Raw genomic sequence first — 19,667 nt, 5'->3', positions numbered from 1 at the left:
GGAAAGGTCCTTCGTATTGGAGAACAGCGACGTCACGCCCGTGACGGTCTAAACGGCTAACGGAGCCGCAGTACGTTTTATTCCAGATAGGCACACTGCCGCCCGCGCGTCAGGCGCGGCGCGCTACCATGGCGTACAGCACCGCGGCAATCAGCACCGTCGCTGCCGCCAGCGCGACGATCCACCCGTAATACCAGAAGCGTCCGGCCAGGGCGTCCTCGGCGTAGGACGCGGCAAAGTTGGTCTTGCCGATCCACGTCCCAATGCCCGCCGCCACCAGAACGACCGCCGCCGCGAAGGCGGTCCGCCGCTGGCCCAGGCCGATCATACCCAGCACCAACCATACCACCGTCCCGGCTGCGCCGCCGATATAGCCGACATTGACTGCCCACCACGGATGCGCGCCCAACGCCTGCGACCCGCCGATCAGCGCAAACCCGACCACCACCACCAGCGCGCCGACAACAGCCCCGATGCGCGATTTCGCCGCTCGACCCATGGGTATTATTCTCCCGAATAGATTCCATTCGATGCCCGGCATCGCGCCGATGCCGCTCCCGCGACGCTAGCGCACTTTGTGGCTCGCGCCCTGTCGTGGCAAATCACGTCAGGCGGAGCCGCTGCTGTCATTCTGGGCGGCGAAACCGAGCGGTTGTTCTCAAAAGCCGGCTGCCAGCGCTTTGCGAATGCGCACCCTGACCGAAGCCGGTTGTGCGACCGTCATCGCTGTCTCCAAAGTACGCTGGGCGTCCTCGCGGTAGGCCGGGTGTTGCACCGCCAATTGGTGCAGACCGGTATAGGCCCAGGCGCGCACAAATGTGGCCTCGTCGCCAAGGCAGGTCGCCACGAACCGGGCCACCGCTGGCGCATCGTCGGGGGCGATCGTCAAATGGGGAAGCGCTTGGAGAACATGCAGTTTCGCTTCCCAGTGGGCGAGGGTGCCGAGGTGCGTCAACAAGCGGTGCGTCAGCGCCGCCGCCACCGGCCCGCGACCGTCCTCAAGCCAGCGTTTCAACAACCACGTCGCGCCGCGGGCGCACGCCGCATCGGCGCACAGCGCAATCGCCTCGGCCAGAAACCCTTTGTCCGTATTGTGCCGCGCATAGACCGCGGCGATCGGGTCGGTTGCTTTGCCGTCCCATGCCGCAATGTCTCTCTTCATCGCCATCAACGTTCCGATTCGACCCGCCTAAACATCCCGTTGTTGGGCGCCGCGCTGAACATCAATTCGTAGAACGCGACACCGGTGGCTTTGTTGTGCTCAAGATTGGCCATGGTCCATCTCGGGTTCGGCGGCGGTCATCTCGCCCACGGGTGCGAGCGGTAGTTCAAAAAAGAATGTCGCGCCGTGGCCCGGGATGCTGTCGACGCCGATGGTTCCCCCCATCGCGTCGATCAGTTCCTTCGAGATCGCGAGGCCAAGTCCGCTGCCGCCGACGCCGCGCCGGGGCGTGTTGACCTGTACGAAGCGCTCGAACACCGAGCCTGCGGTACCCAGCGGTAGGCCTTCGCCACGGTCGGCAACGGCCACCCGGGCGACGTCGCCCTGGCTCTCGACGTCGATTCGAATCTCGCTATTGACCGGCGCGAACTTGAACGCGTTCGACAACAAATTGTTCACTACCTGGCCGATCCGGTCGCGGTCGCCCGTCACCTTGGCGCCGTCCGTTGCATCGTGAACGACGCACGTCACCCCGGTCGGTTCCAGCACCGGTTGCAAGTCGGCCACCGCGGCGGCGACGATCTCGCCTAAGCCGCAGGCCTCGATCTCGAGATAGCGCGTGGCGCCGTGCCGTTCGAGATCGAGGAAGTCGTTGGTCAGCGTGGTCAGGCGGTCGGCGTTGCGGTCGGCGATTTCGATCAGCCGGTCGCGCGCCGTCGAATCCGCCGCCAGTCCCGCCGACAACAGGCCGAGCGACGCCTTGAGCGAGGTCAGCGGCGTCCGCAACTCGTGGCTCACGGTGGACACGAGTTGCTCCTTGAGGGTGCGCGACTGTTCGCGCTCGGTGACGTCGGAGGCGGTGCAGAAGGCGTGGCGGGTCGCTGCGTCGTAGGTCACGTTCCATTGCAACCAGCGGTACGGGCCGGTTTTGCTGCGGTAGCGCAGGATCAAGCCGCTGACGTCGGCGCCCGCCTGGACCTCGACGAACGCCGCGCGCGCTTTCTCCATGTCGTCGGGGTGGATGAATTCGCTGCTCAACCGCCCGACGATCTCCGCCGGCGCGTAGCCCAGGATTCGCGCCCAGATCGGATTGGCGCGGACGAACCGGCCGCCGCTGCCGATTTCGATGATCGCGATAAGGGTGTTGGTGCGCTCGAAAAACTGCGCGAGGTCGGCTTCGACCGCGGTCTTCTCAGCGGCTAATCGTGCGGCGCGATCGCGCAAGTGAGCGTTTCGGACATAGCTCGCGTGGGCGTTGGCGCCGGTAAAGAAGAGCGCGGCGACGAACAACGTCAGTACGATCGCCACCAAAACGCTTTCGTCGTGTCCGCTCAGAGCGTTGGCGGCGGCGACCGGAAACAGGATCAGCGCCGTCATCGGAGCCCACAACAGCGGGATCATGCCCATGGTGCCGATCAGCCCCGCCGCCGTACCGGCCGCGAACAGCAGTGCAACCAGTTCCGGCACCGCGAGGACGCCGTGATCGGTCCGGTGAGAAAGGACCGCGGCGACACAGTAAGTTGCGCCCCAAAAAGCCGCCGCAATCCACGATCGGAAGAGAATTTTGCGCGCTGAGACGAAGGCATCCTTCGGCTGGCGCTCGCCGGCGCGGCGCTGGCGGATCCCGGCCCGGATGCTGGACAGACCGGTCAGTGCCGCGATCGCCGCCCATGGCAAGAGGTAATGAAGCGCGACCATGTCGCGGAATGTGACAACCACCACCGCCGTCCCGATCGTGGCGGCGACGCCGATCGCCAAGTATTGGCGGCGCGCGATCGCCACCTGGTCGACAAGAATCTGCCGGGCAACGTCCCCCGCGGGCCGCCGTATCCCAAACCCGAGCAGCGTCTCAAACCGTCCACCATCCGCCATTCCCCGTTCTTACCTCGTTTTGCGCGCAAGCGGGAGGCTGATGGGGCCGCGGAAGCCATCCCCCGGTGCGCCTACGGGCGAGCGCCGTATAGGTCGCCCTGGGGCCGGCCCGCCCGGACGACCTAGCGGCGCCACAGTGCCGACATAATGGCGTCCTAGATTGCTCGCATGGCCATCTTGCGCCCCGTTCCCGAACGCCGCCACGGCGCTGGCCCGCGGGCTGCGTCGGCTGACTGGCTCGCTTTTCGCCGCACCGCCGATGTGCCGCTCGACGACGCGTTGCACGATGTGGCGGAAGGTCTCGCCAACCTTGACCGCCGCCTCATCGACATCGGCGTCGCCCTCAAGAACGCGACACGCGCCCGCTAACCCCGCAGAACGCGGCGCAGGGTAGGGAATTGGATCGGGGGGTGGCGCACCCGACACGATTCGAACGTGTGACCTCTGCCTTCGGAGGGCAGTAGTAGATATCTTTCTATCGCTTACCCGGATCATCCTTGGCTTGCCAGATCTCGAACTTCTCTTCATCCTAGGGAGATTGGGAAGGCAGTGGTAAACGTCGGAGTTTTCGCGTTCTTGCTGGTTCTTGCTTACCCAGTGCTTACCCAGTGCTTATCACGGCGAGTCATGGCGAAAATCACCAAGCGCAATGTCGATAAACTAATTGCTACCCAGCCGGTTGCTGACACGGTCGTATGGGACGACGAGGTGCGGGGATTTGGAGTCCGTCTCAAGCCTTCGGGCACGGTCTCATACCTCGTTCAATATCGGAATGAGGATGGTAGGTCGCGTCGTCTGACGTTAGGTCGCCACGGCGTCCTGGCCCCTGAGCAAGCTCGGAAGGATGCGCGAGCTACGCTAGGTGTAGTCGCGCGCGGTGGGGATCCGGCGGAAGAACGTCAGACGAGGCGCAGGGCGATGACTGTAGGAGAACTCTGCGACATTTACCTTAGCGCAGTCGAAAAGGGTCTGATCCGAGGCAAGCGGCGTCGACCAAAGAAGGCGAGCACGATTGCGACCGACCGCGGCCGCATCGAGCGTCATATTAAGCCGCTACTTGGCAGTCGGAAGGTGCGCGATTTGGCCCAGCACGACGTGAATAAGTTCATTAGGGATGTTGCATCGGGCAAGACCGCGACCGACGTTAGGACGAAGCCGCGCGGTCGAGCGCGCGTCACTGGAGGCCGTGGAACCGCAAGCCGAACCGTCGGTTTGCTTGGCGGTATCCTAAGTTATGCCGTTTCCGAGGGCGTGATCGAGACTAACCCCGCGCGGGGAGCGGAGCGGTTCGAAGATAATCGCCGGGCCGTAAGACTAACTCCTTCCCAATACCGGGATCTCGGGAGAGCTTTGGTCTCCGCTGAGTCGGAAGGGCAAAACAAAAGCGCAATCGAGATCGCGTGGCTAATCTGTCTTTCTGGATGCCGGAGAGGCGAAGCGGTCGGGCTCCAGCCGGCAGAGATCGACAAACGCCAGAACGTGCTTAACCTAATTGACTCCAAGGAGGGAACGAGTATTCGACCGATTGGTACTGCTCCAATGGATCGGCTAAAGAAGCTAAACATTAAGGGTGGATACATGTTTCCTGCAACGGGCAACAAAAAGCCCTATGGGGGTTTCCCCAAGGCATGGCAGCGCATCGTCAGGCGCGCCGAGATGCCCGAAATCACACCCCACGTCCTACGCCATTCCTTTGCCAGTGAGGCACATGATTTAGGCTTTTCGGAGCCGACGATTGCTGCCCTACTCGGGCACCACTCCGGAAGTACGACGCGCGGCTATATCCATCATGTTGATAGCGCGCTGATCATGGCCGCCGATAGTGTCTCGCGTCATATACTTGGAATGATGCTCGGCCGACCGTCGGTCACACCAAGCGGCATCCGAGAGTAACGAGCAAAGATCGAACGTGAGCCAAATTCTTGCGATCACGCCAGCAAACATTGGGTCGTGGGGGGCGTTGTACTACCTCGAAGGTCTAATGCTTTGGCCCATGGATATGAAGGTCGCAGGCGATGCGGCGTCTATGGGCATGCTTTTTCGCACTGTTGAGCAGTTGCGCGAAGATGGTGATGCACTTCCGGTCGATGCGAAGGAAGCCGCGGCATTAATCGAGACAGCACTTAGCCTGCCAAGGCGTGAGATGATGGAAAAAAAGGCAGAGCGAGCTTTTATGCACGGCTTTGCAGCAGGTGCCGTATTTAGTGAACTGATTGGCGCCGATGAGGTGGGTTGGCAGATATCGGCAGAGAAAGCGAAAGAAAAGGTCACAAAGTATTTCGCCCCGGCTCATCGGATCGGAGTTAGCACGATCAGGGATGCCTGGATCGAATACCGGACGGTGGCGCATATCTGGGCGGCGTATTCATTCATGAGCCAAAACTTCCCTAGCGACGTTCGCTTTCCAGGACGCCTCGACGACCTCCCGAAACTTCTCGCTGTGTCCGAGCACCTTAGGACCTCCGGCGTAAAGCTGATCCGCCAGGGAGCCCCAGTGCTTGATCCTGGCTCGACGTGGCGAACTGCGCCAGAACTGGCACTACCGAGAATGGAAGTTGGCTTCAAGATCAAGACGGTCTGATGTTCCTTTCCAACACAGTTTTGGAAAGGACGGCGCCCATCAATAGCCCTTACCCTCCACCACTCGAGTTGGCCGGCGAATGACGATGTCGGCGCGAATGGAGGGAAATACGAATGATGAAGCCGAGTACAGGAAATTCGATCCGGCCTCGTCGGATGCGAAGAGTCGAGGCCTCCCACTACCTAAAAGATGTTCACGGGATTGACCGTAGTCCTGCCACCCTTGCGAAATACGCCACCATTGGCGGCGGGCCAAAATATGTAAAAGCTGGACGGACCCCGCTCTACCAAACCGACTGGCTTGACGAATATGCCGTTGCGATAACGTCGAGGCCCGTCCGTTCGAGCAGCGAACTTAGGATGGACGCCACACCACCTCCAGTTGGCCCCCGAGCGACCTTGTGCCGAGTTGACTGATTTGACCTACGAACCATTGGTTCCGCGCGACATCGGCCCATACGGAAATGGGGCAGACAGACTCCCAGTCTATCGTGCAAGTGATCTTCTAAATCGACCGGTGCCTCCTCGGAAGTGGATTGTACAAGATCTTGTGCCCGCACGAACCGTGTCGATCCTAAGTGCCCATGGAGGCGTTGGGAAAACTATTGCTACCCTGCAGCTACTGGCCGCGGCAGCTTCCGGGGGGAGTTGGCTAGGGAGAGACATTAGTCCGATTGCCTGCTTTGGAGTCTTTGCCGAGGACGACGAGGATGAACTGCACAGGCGGTTAAATGCCATCACACGAGTCCAAACAGGCGAAGGCATGGACGCTTTAGAGCTTGTATCTCTTGCTGATCGTGAGGCCATCCTGGCGGTTCCAAGGGATAACAATGTGCTGTCACCCACATCCTTGTTTTCTTCTATCAGAGATCATGCGTTAGCGATGGATGCGCGCCTGGTGATCCTGGATCCAGCGGCGGACCTATTTGGTGGCGACGAGATCAATCGAGCACATGTTCGGGGGTTTATTTCGATGCTAAGACGGCTTGCCATGGATATCGATGGTGCCGTCCTACTTACCACCCATCCAAGTCGCGAGGGCATCCGGTCGGGTGACGGCTACAGCGGGAGCACGGCGTGGCACAACAGCGTTCGCAGTTTGCTATATCTGACTCGGCCCAAGCGTGACTCGGGCGACGAGCCGTTTGATACCGATCGACGCACACTGAAGCATCTAAAGAGTAATCTCGGCCCACTTGTCGGCGACATAGATTTACGATGGGATGAAGGCGTATTTGTTCTTGAGCATCAAGATGTCGGCTTATCAGGAGCGATCAAGAAGCAAACCGTAGAGCGGCAGTTTCTTGAGGCGCTTGATATACTCCAAGCCCAAAACAGATACGCAAGCGAATCTCGGAACTCTTCCAACTACGCGCCAAAGGTGCTTCGTCAGGTCCTGGATTCTCCGCCGTCTAAGAAAGCTCTCGAAGAGGCAATGTTTTCTCTCTTGCGGTCTGGCGAGATAAAAGTGGGAAATTTTCAGACCGCCGGTCGAAAGAACGTAGCCGCGCTGGAACGAAAACGAGCTGCGCCGGCTGGGACTCTAAGTCGCTGATTCTGTTTGCGCCCAGTGTGATGCGCTTGATGCGCCGGGTGACCCCATAACTCTATGTGTTTCCTCGTGGTCGGATGCGCCACCTCTGTCCCCCCCCATACCCCCCTAACAGGTATGCGTATCCCAGAGGGACGCATACCTGTTGTTGGCGCTTGGTTCATTTCCGATTGGGGGGGTAGGCGGGTAAATCGCTACAGACTAAGAAATCCTAGACCGGTGGGCAGGTTTCGATGCATTTCCGCGAAATTAGAAAGGGGGGGGGCTGCGCGATGGGCTCACGGAAGTACGGGGTAGGGCATCGAACATCCAGCAACCTGGGCGAGATGACCGGTGGGGGCAAGTCCGTTCGCACGTTCTTGAGATTTTGCAGCGGAACCAGAGTCCGCTGTCGATGCTAGGCAGCTTCCGTGACACCCGCTGCGACAAGGTCGGATACAAGTTACACGCTCGGAGCGCCCGCTCCGCCTCCGCGGCGACCAATGCCAGCTGCTGGTTATCAACCACCACAAGCTGCTCGAAATGCTCGTTGAAACCGACCCGTTCCTGCGGTTCTGAATCGAATACCTGCCGGCTCGTGTCATCGACCTGACCGGGCGGATAGCGGAGGACAGCTAGGCCGCGCGTTGTCCCCCCGGCTTGCCCGCACGATCATCAGTGGTTTGTGCAGCTCGGCCAGCCTGGTTTTATATGGAGCACTGAATCGAGTGCCGGGTGGCCGGCTAGTGCGGAGGGATGCGCGAAACTTCGTCATCATGTTGGCTTCTTCGTCCCACCACGGGGCGTCGGCTCAACCGGCTTTGCCGGTCTCAGTTCGCACCGAACTAGCCCGCGTCCCGCTCCTGCCTGCCGGCAAGAACCTTGAGCGCGATGACAAATGCCTCGACAAACCAGAACGTCGGTTGATCGTTGATGACGGAGCAAAACGTGTGCGCCCTGATTCGCGATATTGGTCGGCAAAGCCAGCCAACCGCCTTAGGCTACCGGAAGTGAACGTAAACACAACAACACAACGCAACCATTGCTGGACGAAGTCCGTGCAAACCGATGAGCGTCTAACGAAACTCGGCCAGTCATTCGCCGATGGTCGACCTCGAGCAAACGTTCCGCAATGAGCGCCGGATGATGGAGGTGATACGTCTCATTGGGGTCTGCGGGTTACTGCTGATTCCGATTTTGCTCGGCTTTCTAGCGGTCGCGCCGACAACAGAAGACTCGTTTCGCACGGTGGGTGGAATCGTGGTCAGAGCCGTTGCCGTCTTGTTGCTGGTTTTGTTGCCACTCCTGCGCTGGTGCGAAAGGGGTGATCGCCCCGCCCATAAATGGCCTGTTCCGCAAACTCTACCGTGGCGCGTTCCTCCTTCTCGCGAGCGGCGGGGTCGTGCTGATCTGGTTACAAAGCGCCGACACCGGACCGTTGACCTACGCCACGTCTTTCAACGGGTTCGTATTCTTTGCGGTCCTGTTTACGATTATTCTGCTGGCCGACTTCGCCGGTCGTGTCGCGGTAGTCGCGGTATTGGGGTTGGGCCACGCTCTTTGGGGTGTTGTTGAGGGCGCCGTGGCATGGCGTGCGCTTCCATTCATTCTCATCATCGCGATCGGCGGCGCTGCTTTTTCTCGACGGCTCGGTCGACAGACAAGAATTGCGTTTGCGGCGCTAATGCTTGCGGAACGGATGGCGCTGTACGATCAATTGACGGGACTGGCAAATCGGCGATTACTGATCGACCGATTTGAACAAGCCGCGGCGAGCGCGCGTCGCGAGGGGACAGGGTTGGCGCTGGCGGTTGTTGACCTCGACGATTTCAAACGGGTCAACGATTCCTTGGGTCATGTCGCAGGCGACGCGCTGCTGGTCCAGGCGTCCAATAAACTTTCGGCGCACGTCCGGGCCGCGGATACGGTTGCGCGCTATGTCCGACCCAGAGCGGCGCCGCCGGTTTTCCAGCATCGCGGCTGCTGGGATCACGTTTCAGGGCGGTTCGGCGGCGGTGGATTCCAGCACCATCATGGCGGCCCTCGTCTTCCAACTCACCGGAAGCTCGCTGGCGGTGGGCGCGGTGACGGCGATCCTGCGGTTCGGCTGGTTGTTCCCGCAATTGATCGTTTGCTTTCTGGCCGAAAAGCGTGGTTCGAGCACGCGTTACTACGTGATCGGTGGCTTCGGCCGAGCGTCGTGCCTGGTCCTTCTCACGCTCGTGCTTTTCCTAGGATCGGATTTTCCTGCGGTCGCCCTGACGATCACGGTTTTGCTCCTGTGGACCGCTTATTCGTTCGTTAGCGGAATCGTCGCGGTTCCCTACAACGACATCGTCGCGCGATCGGTCGTCTCGTCGAGGAGAAGCCGCCTTTTGTCGGTTCGTTTCTTTGGTGGAGGTTTGCTAGCGCTTGGCGTAGCTGCGATCGCCGACACTTTTGTTGGCCGGATGCCGTTTCCCGCGTCGTACGCCGCAATCATCGGCATGGCGGGCGGCCTGATGTTCCTGTCGTCCATCGTATTTGTGTCGATGGGTGAGCCGCAGAAATTAGAAACCAGCGAGCCGCAAACGTCGTTCGCTACATACCTCCGCGAGGGGATCGCTGTGTTTAACCGGGATCACCAATTTCGCCTGTTTGTTTTCGCGCAATGGTGTGGCGGCGCGGTGCTGATGGCGATGCCGTTCTACGTGGTACAGGCGAGTGCCAGCGGTTTCGATTTACAGAAGGTCGCCTTCCTACTCGGCGCGCAGACGGTTGGGGCGTTGATCTCGAATGCGCTATGGGGTTGGTGGGGTGATCACCTCGGCAAAGGTAGCCTGCTTCAGGCCATCGCTCTGGGCCGCGTGGTGCCGCCAGTGTTGATCCTGTTCTTGGCGCTCATCGACGTTCTGTCAGCGAACGAGTTGTTAATTGTCTTTATCGTCGTGTTTTTCGTTCTGGGTGCGCTCGCCAACGGCCTAACAATCGCGGTGATCGGCTTCTTGATGGAAATCTCCCCAGAGGATCGACATCCGTCGTATAACGGCTACTTCAACGCTCTGACCGCCCCCGCTTTTCTGTTGCCTTTCCTTGGCGGTGTACTCGTGGCGGCAACCAATCCAGCTGTCGTGTTCTCCCCGTCTTTAATAGCGGCCGTTGCTCAATTCGCATTGGTGCAGCGTTTGCGAGCTATCTCTGAAGAAGTGGTTTCGTAGGATTTTCAATTCGCGGAGCTACTCCGCAACTAACCGACAGCCGGGCTCCCGATGTCGTGTTGGGGTCAGAAGTTGCCGAACTGGGCGGCGCGCTTCCTAAGAACGGCAGCTTTCGGTCCCTAACTAGTCGTGTTAGGACAGAAGGTCCGGTTTACCTCCGAAAGCAGATCTAGATCAGCATGCGATGATGGTCGCGATTTAGCAGCCACTCGAGAAATTGCCGCTTAATAGCGTAGCTTTCTTCTTAACACGTCAAATCGTTACTTCGTTGGAATGAGCGAGTGAGCACAATGGCGAGGGATTGGGAGAACACATTCAATTCTTGGTCTCAGTCGCCGAGCGAGACTGAGCAAGAACGCTGCGAGAGGGTCATCCGTGCCATTCGCACCGCGATCGATCGTAGCCCGAAGCTTAAGACAAGGCAGATCCTAGTCTTCCCGCAAGGCTCTTTCCGCAATCGCGTCAATGTTCGTCAGAACAGCGATGTCGACGTAGGCGTGATGCTCTACGAGTATTTCCTATCCCAGTACCCGGTCGGCAAGAGCCGCGCGGACTTCGGCAACGACGCCGTCGTCGAGTACGGGTTTGCTCAGTTCAAGAACGAACTCGAGGAAGCCCTTGTCGCGCAATTCGGCCGCTCGGTTGTCACGCGCGGCAACAAGGCATTCGACATCAAGGCGACAACTTCCCAGATTGAGGCAGACGTCGTGCCGCTGTTTGAGTTCAGACAGTATTGGGATCATGGAGGATTTCGGGCCGGCGTAGCGCTCATCCCGGACAACGGCGGAAGCCGGATCGAGAACTATCCCGAACGCTTGCTCGATACCTGGCCAAACACGCTGCTTCACTACGAGAACGGTGTCTCGAAGAACACGGCCACCGGCAGGCGCTTCAAAGGTATGACCCGCATCTTGAAGAAACTTCGCAACGAGATGGACGACGCTGGCAGCGCTGCCGCGCAAGCTGTCCCTAGCTATCTGCTCGAGTGCTTGGTGTGGAATGCTCCGAACACCTGTTTCGATGCCTACACCTGGGTGGACCGCGTGCAATCCGTGCTGCGTTTTCTCTGGCAAAACACCAAGGAGCAGGCGCTCTGCAGTCAGTGGTGCGAAGTGGATGCCATCAAGTTCTTGTTCCATGGCTCACAGCCATGGACACGTCAACAGGCTCACGACTTCATCAACGCTGCCTGGGACACGGTGGGGGTGAAACCGTGATCTCGCGTCTACATCTAATCCCGATCGTCTTCATCGTAGGACTCGTTTGGCTGGTCCTCCTCGTGATCGATGGAGCAGCCGTCGAGCTATCGTGGCTGCCGCGCCTCACAGGGGTTGTGCCAGTGCTGCTTGTCGCTCTTGGGATCTTTGATCGTTGGCTTTGGAAGCTGCCATGGATCAACGGCTGGTTTGCTAAGCGACCAGTGCTCTGCGGTACCTGGGAAGTCACGCTCCAGACCGAATGGAGGGACCCCGAGACGGGGGAGGTTCCGGGCCCAAACATCTGCTACATGGCCGTTCGACAGACCTTCTCCTTCCTCAGCATGCGTTTGATGACGAAGGAGTCAGCCTCTGAGCTTGTTGCAGAGCGCATCGTACAGGCCGAGGACGGGGTCTTTCGCATCCTGGGGGTCTACACCAACAAGCCGAGGGTTGCCGTTCGCCACCGGAGCGAGATCCACTTCGGAGCATTGTTGCTCGACGTTCAAGGCGAGCCGCCCACGTCGCTCGAGGGCGAGTACTGGACCGACCGTTCAACGCGAGGGTCGATGAACTTCACGCGCCACAAAACGGAGGTGTTTGGCAGCTACGACGAGGCCCACAAAGCCTTCTCGATGGAAATGGCCTGAGTACATATCATGCCGATTGGTTGAGGGCGCGCCGCAGGGTGCCTCTATCAACCTTCAACACAGACGCCATGCCGCCCCATGGTTTCGCGCCCCACCTTCCCCCGTGGTTCAGCGGTATCGCCCACTGCGGCTATTGCGGAAGCCGTATGCGATTGCGCACAGGCAAAGCCCGCCAATACCGCTACTACACCTGTGGATTGGCTGCCGACAAAGGCAAGGCTGCATGCCAAGGTCAGTGCGTTCCCGAAGCGATATTAGACGGCCTCGTTTTGGAGAGTTTTGCCGACAAAGTTCTTACGCATGAGCGTCTTCAACCAATGCTCGGCGCGTTGATAGAACGTACTTCGAAGAGCCGCGAATCATTGCTGGCTCGTACGCGCGATCTTCGAAGCGAACAGCGACGTGCTGCGCGCACTAGGCTAGGGCCCTCCAGAAAGTGGACCCCGAGAATGAGCGCGAAAAATCTGCACCTGACGAAGTCTCGGTTTCTAGCGGGTTTGCAACGCGGGATGCTGGAGGCGTCGACCTGTACGTCAATATTCGAGGAATTGACGCCGTTCCATGGCATCTGAGGCAACCGGGCACACAGGTGATCTACTAGGTGTCGTCAGGACGTGCTAGTGGCACGTTCAGAGCTGACGAAGTCAAGCTTGAGGAGTCGTAGTCGTTGCGGTCCTGGCTAGGTTTGCATTCGATGTTGCGAGCAAACCCGAGGACCAGCAATGAACGCGGACCGCTGCGCACGCCGCCGGCACAAACAAAGCAGCAGATCGCCCGCTCCCGAAGTCGGACCGTGCTGACAAGCGGCGGCCTCAATCTGTTGAAGACAAGAATAGGACAGCGCCCGCCGCTTTAAGAAATGAGTTGTGGTATGTCATGACAGCGAGAATTGCAGAAAAATGCGAATAAAGTACGCATTGATATACTCTAGAAGTGATATATAGATATGTATTAAGTTCACGAAATTAGCGAATTTATGTTTGTATGGTGTAGTGGGATGGATTCGCAGTTATCACTACCGATCGGAAGAGCCAGGCTTGCTAACGTGATTAAAGCAGCAGGTGATGTCGTACGCATCGCTGATGCCGCGCAAGTTCTTGATATATCTCGTAAACAGGCTGCCAAGCTCCTATCCCGCTGGACTGAGCAGGGATGGCTCAGGCGCGTTGGCACCGGGGCCTACGTGCCCGTACAGCTCGAAATGCTCGATGCGGCGCAGGTTGTCGAGGACCCCTGGATTCTCGTTCCGACGCTCTTTGCGCCTGCCTATATCGCAGGACGCACTGCTGCTGAACATTGGGATCTAACTGAGCAGATCTTCCGCGACATCGTCGTTTTTACGGCGCGCCCCGTCAGGGTCAAGACACTGGAATGTCAGAACGCAATATTTACGCTCAAACACATTCGGGAAGAGCTGATCTTTGGCACAAAGTCCGTTTGGCGCGGGCAAACTAAAATCGCCATATCAGATGTGCACAGGACGATCGTGGACATGCTCGACGATCCGGCTGTTGGTGGCGGCATTCAGCATGTGGCTGACTGCTTTCATGAATACCTGCGGCGTGAGGACATCGACCCCGCGAAACTGATGGCTTATGCCGACAAGCGTGGTAATGGCGCGATATTCAAGCGACTTGGGTTTCTTGCAGAGCGCCATCCGCGCGGAAAGCTCTTAGCGGAGGAATCCAAAAACCGACTGACCAAAGGTCATGCGAAGCTCGATCCAGCTCTGGATTGTCGCCGTCTGATAACGCGCTGGCGGCTGCGCGTCCCGAAGTCATGGACTAAGGGTGAGACTCATGATCGGTAAACGCGAGCTTCTCGATAGCGCCGCCATACTCGGCCTGAACCCACATGTCGTGGAAAAGGACTACGCCCTGGGATGGGCGCTTGCAGGCATCTTCGCACATGACGAAATCGCCGATAGTTGGGTGTTCAAGGGCGGCACATGCCTCAAGAAGTGCTTTTTCGAAACCTACCGCTTTTCCGAGGACCTGGATTTTACGCTGCAAGATCCTGCGCATCTTGATGAGGCGTTTTTGCAGCGGGTTTTCGCCCAAATTTCCGATTGGATTTACGAGCGCAGTGGCCTTGAATTTCCTGCCGATTCTCAGAACTTTGATATCTATAAAAACCCACGGGGCAATTTAAGTTGCCAGGGAAAATTGAGCTATCGCGGACCGATATCGCCAAGCTCTGGCGGTTTACCGCGCATCAAACTAGACCTGACTGCTGACGAGCGTCTTGTCCTGCCGCCAGTTCGTATCCCGATCTTTCATCCCTACAGCGACGCACCGAACGGGGGCATCGAAGTTCTCGCCTACGCCTACGAAGAAGCCTTTGGCGAAAAGGTCCGCGCGCTCGCAGAGAGGACAATGCCGCGAGATCTCTATGATGTCATCAACCTTTACCGAAATACCAATGCGCGCCCTTCGCCGTCCGTTCTTCTCGATGTCCTGAGACAGAAATGTGAGTTCAAGGGCATCGCAATACCCCGGGACGGCGCCCTTGATGACCACAAAGGTGACCTTGAGGGCGCATGGGAATCGATGCTGGCGCATCAGCTTCCCGCATTGCCGCCCGTTCCTTCTTTCTGGGACGCTTTGCCGGAGTTTTTTCGTTGGCTAGAAGGAGGCGAGGCTCCGGAAATTCCCGCAGCCTATACGATGGGCCGCGGGGAAACCGTCATCCGAGAGCGGACGTTCCGGCTTCCTCTGAGAGGCAGTGCGCAATCGCATCTCGAAGTTATTCGTTTTGCCGCAGCCAACCGCTTGTGTATCGATCTCGACTATCAAGGTTCGACACGGCGGATTGAGCCCTATTCATTGCGGCGTACTCAGGATGACAACATTATCCTTCATGCCTGGGGCGTAGATCGCGATGCGCATCGAAGCTACCGCGTGGATCGCATTGAGGGCGCGCGCACAACCAGCCAGACTTTCATACCGCGCTATGAAATCGAGCTAACGCCGACCGGCCCAGTCGCTATCCCTCCGACGCAGAGGTCGTTGTCCTCTATCGGAGGCGGTGGCGCTGGAACGCTCCGTCCGACCGTCCGCCAAGCGCGCCGACCGGCCAGGCGATCTGTCTCATCATTCCCGCAGGGACCGACCTACATTTATCAGTGCGGTCTTTGCAGTAAGAAGTTTCGCCGCAAAACCCAATCCAGCCGCCTCAACAAACACAAAGCCCCTGGCGGGCTTCCTTGTTTAGGTAGTACGGGCTACCTCGTTGACACCAAGTACTGATTACCATGCCGTGGTTTGAAGACGTTACGGGTTCACTTGAGCAAATTATGGGCCTTCACATGCCGTATATTTACCGGTGAGCTGAGCCAGTATTATTACCGCCGCGAGTGGAGCGCTCCCGGGATTCAAAGAATACCAGGAGATCGCGGACCGTCCGGCGATCGATCGCATCAGGTGCTGTCCGATCAGATGGGCGGAAGACGATCGTCGCCAAGGTAAAGGCTCTCGATTATTGGGCAGGCAGGAACGGTGCCTTCCTCGCACTTGGCGACTAAGTCCTTGAGCACACGCTCCATCCTGCGAAGGTCGTTTATCTTGCTGCGGATTGAAGCCACGTGAGCGGAGGTCATTGCCCTCACGTCGGCGCACGAGTCGTTTCCGCGATCTGCCAGCGAGAGCAGATTGCGGACCTGATCGAGCCTAAAACCCAGTTCGCGGCTGCGTAGAACAAACGCGACGCGGTCCGCATCATTGTCGCTATAGCGGCGGTGACCCGCGCTTGACCGCTTTGGCGGTGGGATCACGCCGATCCGTTCGTAGTAGCGAATGGTTTCGGCATTGCAGCCGGTCCGCTTTGAGATTTGGCCGCGAGTCATCCACTTCGCTCCCGATATCGTGACATCTGTCATGGCACGTAATCCTTGATCCTGTAGGTACTACAGGATCAAGGATTACCATGGATTAAGGGATCCGGTGCTGGAAACCGTCCCTCGATTGCTGGAAACCACTGAACGCGAACCGGCTTTTGCCGAGATGGACCGAAAATTACAATGGGCGATAAGTCTGCACGCCAGCGCTCGCGCGCCACGAACCTGCGAGAGTGGCCCACAAAATGATTGGCGGGCTCCTCTTTGCTTTCGTAGCCGGAGCGGTAGCGACGGCTAATCCTTGCGGGTTCGCGCTGCTGCCGGCGTTCATCGCCCGCCGGCTCGCCGCTGAAGATGGTGGTTCGGTTCCGATCCTGCGTGCGCTTGCCGTCGGCGGCGTCACGACGGTGGGTTTTGTTCTCCTCTTTGGAATCGTCGGTGGCGCGGTTTCAGCGGGCTTGAGCGGTCTTGGCGCGATCTTGCCGCCGGTCGGCTTAGCGATCGGCGTCATCCTCGTTCTTGTCGGCATCGTGACCTTCATGGATCGTCGGGTTGCACTGCCCTTTCCGGGATTCCTGTCGGGTGGCCCCACGACCGGCTTTCGCGGGGATTTCATGTTTGGTCTTGGCTTTGGCGCCGCGTCCTTGGGATGCACTTTGCCGGTGTTCCTCGCCGTCGCGGGCACGGCGATGACTGACTCTATTGGATTGGGCGTCCTGAGCTTCGCGGCCTACGCCATTGGTATGGGCACCGTACTCTCCGCCCTCGCTGTGGCCGCTGCGTTGACCCGCACCGGGATGGCGCAAGCAATCCGCCGGATCGTTCCGTACATGTCCCGAGTCAGTGGTGCCATCCTGGTGGCTGCAGGCCTCTACGTGACTTTTTACTGGCTTTCCGCTCTCGGATTGGTGCCGTCGACGTTGATCATTGTTGGCGACGGGCTGGCCGCAAAGGTGCGCGCCCTGATCACCAATCCGCTGACGCTTGGGGTCATCCTCTTAGCCCTGGCGGCAATGGCCGCCTGGGCGGCCAGCCGCGCGCGCGGTGGGTCGAATCAGACGCCCCCCCAAACAGCCGACGCACGCCCCATCACGATCAGTGAGGATTAACGGTGAACATCCATACGACGGCGAGGGAAAGAAAAGCGTCAGATCATTTTGACCTCGCCGTCGTTGGCGCAGGCTCTGCCGGTTTCTCAGCGGCGATTGCTGCCGCTGAGTTGGGCGCCCGAGTCGCGTTGGTGGGCCATGGCACCATCGGCGGGACCTGCGTCAATGTCGGGTGCGTCCCGTCAAAGACCCTGATTCGCGCGGCCGAAGCGATTCATCAAGTAAAGAAAGCAGGACGTTTCGCCGGGATCATGGGTGAGGCCACCCTCCACGATTGGCAGGCGCTGCTCGCGCAGAAGGACGAACTAGTGTCGGGCCTCCGCGCGGCCAAGTACGCTGACTTGCTGCAAGAATATGATGGGATTCATTACCGGCACGGTGCGGCGCGGCTAACTTCCGACGGTGTTCAGGTGAACGGCACGGCGATTCGCGCGCCTCGTACGATCATCGCAACCGGCGCCGCGCCGGCAGTGCCGGATATCCCCGGCCTGCAATCCGTCCCTTACCTGACGAGCACCGAGGCGTTGGCGCTCCCTGAACTTCCGCAATCGCTCATCGTCATCGGTGCGGGTTACATCGGTCTGGAACTCGCTCAGATGTTCAGCCGGTTCGGCACGAAGGTCACCGTCATGTGCCGATCCCGCATTTTGCCGGAGGCTGAGCCGGAAATCAGCGAGGCTCTTGAGGGCTACCTCTCCGATGAAGGGATCAAGGCGCTGAAAGGCGTGATTTATCGGCGGATCACCACCGAATCGAATGGCGTCAAGCTCGTCATCGAGCGCGTCGGCATCGAGGATGCCGTGGAAGCGCAACACGTCCTCGTTGCCACCGGGCGTCGGCCAAACACCGATGATCTCGGTTTGATGGAGGCCGATATCCGGCTCTCGCAGCGCGGCGGTATCGAGATCGACGAACACTTGCGAACCTCTAACCCAAATGCGTATGCGGTGGGCGATGTCACGGGCCGCGACATGTATGTCTACATGGCGGCGTACGGCGGAAAGCGCGCGGCTGAGAACGCGCTCAACGGAGCGAACCATTGTTACGATGCCCGCGCGATGCCGGCGGTAACCTTTACCGACCCGCAGGTCGCAACGGTTGGGTTAACCGAGCGACAGGCGTTGGGTCGTGGACACGATGTCAAAACGAGTGTTCTGCCGATGGAGGCCGTTCCGCGTGCGCTCGCGGCGCGTGACACCCGCGGATTGATCAAGCTGGTCGCCGACAGGAACGATGACCGGCTGCTTGGCGCCCACATACTGGCGCCCGAAGGCGGCGACAGTATTCAAACCGCTGCGATAGCGATCGCACAGCAAATGACCGTGAAGGATCTCGCCAGCACGATCTTTCCGTATTTGACGACCGTCGAAGGTCTCAAACTGGCCGCTCAGACCTTTGACAAAGACGTGTCCAAACTTTCGTGTTGCGCCGGCTAGGAGGGACAAACTGTGGATAACGACTCATTGAGAAAGCGAAACTGGGAACTCCCGGTGTTTCTGATCGCGCTAGCGGCAATTGCCGCCTGCTGCGGACTGCTCCTCCTTATTGTCGCTGCTGGGGCCGGGTTTTCCATGCCGGTGTTCGGTTGGCTAGGTATTTCAACCTGGATCAGCTTGGCCGTAGTCGCCGTTACGATTGTCGGACTGCTATGGCGCCGCCGCGTCTTGCGGGTAGCGGAGGTTGGGCGATGACTACGACGCCCGATAAGACTTCGCCCAGATTTCCGCCTTGGGCGCGCCGGGGCGCTGTTGTGGCGATTGGTCTCGCAATTGCTCTCGCCGCGATCATTTACGGTTTGCAAACACCCTCGACGGATCGTGCAGGCCAATCAACCGTCGATGGGACCGAACAAGCCACACTCGGTGCAAAACTTTTAAACCCAGAGGAGCAGCGGGCGTCGGCGCCGCTATTCAAAATGCAGACAGCATCTTTTGGTGACGGAAGTGTGTTCGATCTTGAGGCGCAACGCGGCAACATCGTCGTCATGTTCTACATGGCCGGATGGTGTCTTTCATGCATTCCCGAAGCCCAGGCGCTTGCGCGCCTCCATCGCGAAAGTTCTAGCCAAGGCGTGACGATCCTCGCGATCGATATGGAGCCAGGCGAAAGCGAATCCGAACTCGCCTCTTTTCGTGAACAAGCTGGCGGGGGAGAACACCTCTGGGCGGTTGATCGCGAGGGGGTGGCGATTCGCTCCTACCAGGTTCAAACGCTGGACACGACGGTCGCGATTGATCGAAAAGGCAGGGTCGCCTATCGCGATGAACGGATCACCGACTATGAAACGCTTGCTGCTGTCGTTACGGCGTTGATGAGCGCGGAAACGGAGAAATAGGGTTTACCAGTCTATGCTCGATTAGGGCCGGGTTGGGGTGTCCGTTAGCGTGTCGTCCGAGTTTGGCACGCACAAGTTTGTGCGAAATCTCAGATAAGGAGCGATCAGAGCTTGAGATCGGCAAAGAGGGAAGCAAATTCCGTTGTTAGATTGGTCTAACAACGGGTTTTGGGTTGCGTACTCTTGCACTCTCGTGGACC

At 59.0% G+C, this 19,667-nt stretch carries 18 protein-coding genes and 2 pseudogenes; 16 read left to right on the top strand and 4 right to left on the bottom strand.

Going from position 1 to position 19,667, the window contains the following annotated elements:
* Positions 1-109: 109 nt before the first annotated feature.
* From RID42_03270 to RID42_03260, 3 genes are all read right to left on the bottom strand, one after another.
* On the bottom strand, positions 110-499 hold the full coding sequence (locus tag RID42_03270) for a hypothetical protein (protein MEQ8246676.1): 390 nt from the start codon (positions 497-499) through the stop codon (positions 110-112).
* Between the two features lie 159 nt (positions 500-658).
* Positions 659-1,168, bottom strand: coding sequence for a hypothetical protein (locus RID42_03265; GenBank protein MEQ8246675.1), 510 nt, complete (start codon positions 1,166-1,168; stop codon positions 659-661).
* Positions 1,169-1,261: 93 nt separating this feature from the next.
* The gene (locus RID42_03260; protein ID MEQ8246674.1) at positions 1,262-3,034 is read right to left on the bottom strand and encodes a PAS domain-containing sensor histidine kinase; all 1,773 of its coding nucleotides are present in this window, start codon (positions 3,032-3,034) and stop codon (positions 1,262-1,264) included.
* Positions 3,035-3,202: 168 nt separating this feature from the next.
* Between RID42_03260 and RID42_03255 the strand changes: the two genes are divergently transcribed.
* The 12 genes and pseudogenes from RID42_03255 to RID42_03200 all read left to right on the top strand — a co-directional run bounded on the left by RID42_03255 (position 3,203) and on the right by RID42_03200 (position 15,436).
* On the top strand, positions 3,203-3,403 hold the full coding sequence (locus RID42_03255; protein ID MEQ8246673.1) for a hypothetical protein: 201 nt from the start codon (positions 3,203-3,205) through the stop codon (positions 3,401-3,403).
* A gap of 258 nt (positions 3,404-3,661) precedes the next feature.
* Positions 3,662-3,928: pseudogene (locus tag RID42_03250) on the top strand (Arm DNA-binding domain-containing protein).
* 24 nt (positions 3,929-3,952) lie between these two features.
* Positions 3,953-4,927 (top strand): tyrosine-type recombinase/integrase, encoded by a 975-nt coding sequence (locus tag RID42_03245; GenBank protein MEQ8246672.1) that lies wholly within the window; start codon positions 3,953-3,955, stop codon positions 4,925-4,927.
* A 16-nt stretch (positions 4,928-4,943) separates the two neighbouring features.
* Positions 4,944-5,615 carry a hypothetical protein gene (locus RID42_03240; GenBank protein MEQ8246671.1) on the top strand — a complete coding sequence of 224 codons (672 nt, stop codon included), beginning with the start codon at positions 4,944-4,946 and terminating at the stop codon, positions 5,613-5,615.
* A gap of 381 nt (positions 5,616-5,996) precedes the next feature.
* Positions 5,997-7,169, top strand: coding sequence for an AAA family ATPase (locus tag RID42_03235; GenBank protein MEQ8246670.1), 1,173 nt, complete (start codon positions 5,997-5,999; stop codon positions 7,167-7,169).
* Positions 7,170-8,829: 1,660 nt separating this feature from the next.
* A pseudogene (locus RID42_03230) lies at positions 8,830-9,024 on the top strand (GGDEF domain-containing protein).
* Positions 9,025-9,082: 58 nt separating this feature from the next.
* On the top strand, positions 9,083-10,342 hold the full coding sequence (locus RID42_03225; GenBank protein MEQ8246669.1) for an MFS transporter: 1,260 nt from the start codon (positions 9,083-9,085) through the stop codon (positions 10,340-10,342).
* 290 nt (positions 10,343-10,632) lie between these two features.
* A complete protein-coding gene (locus RID42_03220; protein ID MEQ8246668.1) occupies positions 10,633-11,559 on the top strand; it encodes a nucleotidyltransferase in 927 nt (308 codons plus the stop codon).
* A complete protein-coding gene (locus RID42_03215; GenBank protein MEQ8246667.1) occupies positions 11,556-12,188 on the top strand; it encodes a hypothetical protein in 633 nt (210 codons plus the stop codon). The genes RID42_03220 and RID42_03215 overlap by 4 nt, the downstream gene beginning before the upstream one ends.
* Positions 12,189-12,637: 449 nt before the next feature.
* Positions 12,638-12,760 (top strand): hypothetical protein, encoded by a 123-nt coding sequence (locus RID42_03210; protein ID MEQ8246666.1) that lies wholly within the window; start codon positions 12,638-12,640, stop codon positions 12,758-12,760.
* Positions 12,761-13,233: 473 nt separating this feature from the next.
* On the top strand, positions 13,234-13,998 hold the full coding sequence (locus RID42_03205) for a hypothetical protein (protein ID MEQ8246665.1): 765 nt from the start codon (positions 13,234-13,236) through the stop codon (positions 13,996-13,998).
* Entirely contained in the window at positions 13,988-15,436 is a 1,449-nt protein-coding gene (locus RID42_03200) for a nucleotidyl transferase AbiEii/AbiGii toxin family protein (GenBank protein MEQ8246664.1), read from the top strand. Before RID42_03205 ends, RID42_03200 begins: the two co-directional genes overlap by 11 nt.
* A 185-nt stretch (positions 15,437-15,621) precedes the next feature.
* On the opposite strand, the gene RID42_03195 is transcribed toward RID42_03200, so the two are convergent.
* Complete coding sequence (locus tag RID42_03195) at positions 15,622-16,065, bottom strand: helix-turn-helix domain-containing protein (GenBank protein MEQ8246663.1); 444 nt, start codon at positions 16,063-16,065, stop codon at positions 15,622-15,624.
* A gap of 203 nt (positions 16,066-16,268) precedes the next feature.
* Between RID42_03195 and RID42_03190 the strand changes: the two genes are divergently transcribed.
* From RID42_03190 to RID42_03175, 4 genes are read left to right on the top strand one after another with little or no spacing between them, the layout of a single operon-like run.
* Positions 16,269-17,132, top strand: coding sequence for a cytochrome c biogenesis protein CcdA (locus RID42_03190; GenBank protein MEQ8246662.1), 864 nt, complete (start codon positions 16,269-16,271; stop codon positions 17,130-17,132).
* A gap of 2 nt (positions 17,133-17,134) precedes the next feature.
* Positions 17,135-18,568, top strand: coding sequence for a mercury(II) reductase (merA, locus tag RID42_03185; protein ID MEQ8246661.1), 1,434 nt, complete (start codon positions 17,135-17,137; stop codon positions 18,566-18,568).
* Between the two features lie 12 nt (positions 18,569-18,580).
* Positions 18,581-18,823 carry a hypothetical protein gene (locus RID42_03180; protein ID MEQ8246660.1) on the top strand — a complete coding sequence of 81 codons (243 nt, stop codon included), beginning with the start codon at positions 18,581-18,583 and terminating at the stop codon, positions 18,821-18,823.
* Positions 18,820-19,467, top strand: coding sequence for a TlpA disulfide reductase family protein (locus RID42_03175; protein MEQ8246659.1), 648 nt, complete (start codon positions 18,820-18,822; stop codon positions 19,465-19,467). Before RID42_03180 ends, RID42_03175 begins: the two co-directional genes overlap by 4 nt.
* Positions 19,468-19,667: the final 200 nt, after the last annotated feature.

The sequence above is a fragment of the Alphaproteobacteria bacterium genome, assembly GCA_040216735.1.
Taxonomy (GTDB): domain Bacteria; phylum Pseudomonadota; class Alphaproteobacteria; order SHVP01; family SHVP01; genus CALJDF01.
This window is presented reverse-complemented; position numbering and strand designations above follow the sequence as displayed.